Here is a 2,357-nt window from a genome sequence, read left to right on the forward strand (position 1 = left end):
GCGTTCGGAGTTGAAGTGGTTGGCGAAAGAGGCGTGGACGGAAGCAAACTTCTGAAGTGACTTCATTCGCCTGAACCTGAGCATCGCTCGCTCTCGTCGTCGAAATGGTAGATGCGAGTTCTCGGCCCGGTTGTTCGCCCAGCGGCCGGTCTCCTGCTTTTGCTGACACCCGAGCTGCGTCAGGGCTGCTTTGTAGGAGCGAAGGCCGTCGGTCGTAATCGCTTCCACCTTGCCGTGGCGCTTCAGCGTCTTGCGCATGAACCGCAGAGCGGCCGCCTTATCGCGGGTCCGGGTAACGTAGCTTTCGAGGACTTCGCCCTCGTGGTCCACGGCACGCCAGAGGTAGACCATCTCGCCGTTCACACGGACGTACATTTCGTCCAAGTGCCAACGCCAGTGCCGAAAGTCGCGCATCCGGGAGATACGCTGCCGGCGGATGCCCGCCGCAAACATCGGACCAAACCTGTTCCACCAATGCCGCACCGTTTCGTGACAGATGTCGATGCCGCGCTCGAACAGGAGATCTTCCACGTTTCGCAACGAAAGCGGATAACGGACGTATATCATGACCACGAGGCGGATTACCTCGGGCGAGGAGTGGAAATACCGGAACGGATTGGCGGCTTTGCGAGGGCGAGGCATGCCCCTGCCCTACCCCCTCGTGCACCTGATCACTATCCGGTGCATTCCCTCTGACAGTGCCGACCGAAGCGGTTCCACCAGAGCCGCACCGTCTCGTGACAGACATCGATCCCTCGCTCGAACAGGAGGTCTTCGACGTTCCGCAAGCTGAGCGGAAGCGGACATACAGCATCACCACCAGGCGGATGACCTCCGGCGAGGAGTGAAAATACCGGAACGGATTAGCTGGTTTGCGAGGGCGAGGCATGCCGCGGTCCTACCCTGCCATACAGCCGATCACCATCCGGTGCAGTTGCTCTGACAGTACCATTCCCTCTGACAGTGCCCCGTCGTCCGCTGATCCTCAAGCAATCGCTGCGGCTCGGCACGAGAGAGCAGGCGAGCGCTACCAGAGGCGCTTCACCGCGAACCCGTCGAACAGCGCCTCGTTTGATACCAGTACCATGTCCTCGGCCTGCGCTTGGGCGATCAGCAAGCGGTCAAACGGGTCCTTGTGGGAGATCTTCATTTCCCCCGCGAGCCGGGCATGGTGGACGCTGATCGCCAGTTCGTCGAAGCCTTGCTCGGCAATGATGCCCTCGAAGTCTTGTGCGAGCAGCGCCGCTTCAGGCAGCTTGCCGATGCGGAACTTGGTGGTGACCTCCATGGCCGAAGCGGCGCTGACCGCGACGGCGTTGTCTTCGTCGGCAATAGCCTCGCGGGCGCGGCGGCTCAGCGCATCGTCACCAGCAAGCCACCAGATCAGCGCGTGGGTATCAAGCAGCAGCCTCAAGCCAGATTCCATCCGTCCAGTTCGTCCTCGGGCAGCGGCTCGTCGAAGCCTGCATCCATTGCGATCTTGCCCTTGAGCGCCCCGAACCGCCGACGCCCGCGCGAGGCAACTGGCACCAGACGCACGACCGGCACGTTGCCGCGCGCGATCACCACTTCGCCGCCCGCGAGTGCATCGGCGATCAGGCGGGACAGGTTGGTCTTGGCATCGTGAACCGAGAACTGGGCCATGGGCACCTCCTTAGCCAAGTATATAGCTAAGCCAACCGGGTCGCGCAAGAACCGTGCTTTCCGGATTGTGTGGACGCGTATTGGCGAGCTGCCGCTCATCAAAAGGTGCGTCAGTCTAACGCTAACCAGTCTCTGTCAACGGCATCGAGTCGGATAGAGAGACGAGCATGCAGCCCATTTCGTTCAAGCGCCACCGCTTTCCGCCGGACGCGATCCGGCTGGCGGTTTGGCTCTGTTACCGGTTCACCACGAGCTTGCGCGACGTCGAGGAAATGCTCGCCGAGCGCGGGATCGGTACCACCTACGAGACGGTCCGCTGCTGGGCGAACAAGTTCGGTCCCGCCATCGCCGCCAACATTCGCAAGCGTCGCGGACGTGCCGACAACGTCTGGCATCTCGACGAAATGGTCGTCCGGATCCGCGGCAAGCGGATGTTCATGTGGCGGGCCGTCGACAAGGAAGGCGAGGTGCTGGACATGCTCGTGCAGAAACGGCGCAACAAGGCGGCGGCACTGAAGCTGCTCAAGAAACTTCTGAAGAACCAGGGCTTCGTGCCGGATGCAATCGTGACCGACGGGCTGGCTTCATACGGAGCGGCGATGAAGGAGCTCGGCTGCAAGGCCCTCCACAAGCCCGGGGGACTGTCAGGAATTTCGTGTGTGGCGGGCGGTTTGAATATTACGCCGCCATGGCTCTGATGAAGCGCTCGCCGA

At 61.9% G+C, this 2,357-nt stretch carries 4 protein-coding genes and 1 pseudogene; 1 reads left to right on the forward strand and 4 read right to left on the reverse strand.

Annotated elements, in window-relative coordinates; translation table 11 throughout:
• The 4 genes and pseudogenes from ELY13_RS14855 to ELY13_RS14870 all read right to left on the reverse strand — a co-directional run.
• Positions 1-642 (reverse strand): IS6 family transposase (locus tag ELY13_RS14855; RefSeq protein ID WP_126174649.1); only part of this gene is annotated, 642 nt, incomplete at its 3' end.
• A 62-nt stretch (positions 643-704) separates the two neighbouring features.
• A pseudogene (locus ELY13_RS15500) lies at positions 705-889 on the reverse strand (IS6 family transposase); the annotation flags it as partial.
• A gap of 138 nt (positions 890-1,027) precedes the next feature.
• On the reverse strand, positions 1,028-1,414 hold the full coding sequence (locus ELY13_RS14865; protein ID WP_126174650.1) for a type II toxin-antitoxin system VapC family toxin: 387 nt from the start codon (positions 1,412-1,414) through the stop codon (positions 1,028-1,030).
• Positions 1,411-1,644 carry a type II toxin-antitoxin system Phd/YefM family antitoxin gene (locus ELY13_RS14870; RefSeq protein ID WP_126174651.1) on the reverse strand — a complete coding sequence of 78 codons (234 nt, stop codon included), beginning with the start codon at positions 1,642-1,644 and terminating at the stop codon, positions 1,411-1,413. Before ELY13_RS14870 ends, ELY13_RS14865 begins: the two co-directional genes overlap by 4 nt.
• Positions 1,645-1,811: 167 nt before the next feature.
• On the opposite strand from ELY13_RS14870, the gene ELY13_RS14875 reads away from it, so the two are divergent.
• Positions 1,812-2,342: an IS6 family transposase gene (locus tag ELY13_RS14875; RefSeq protein ID WP_126174652.1), complete on the forward strand. Its 531-nt coding sequence runs from the start codon at positions 1,812-1,814 to the stop codon at positions 2,340-2,342.
• The last annotated feature ends 15 nt before the right edge of the window (positions 2,343-2,357 follow it).

Source organism: Altericroceibacterium xinjiangense, from assembly GCF_003958635.1.
Lineage (GTDB): Bacteria > Pseudomonadota > Alphaproteobacteria > Sphingomonadales > Sphingomonadaceae > Altericroceibacterium_A > Altericroceibacterium_A xinjiangense.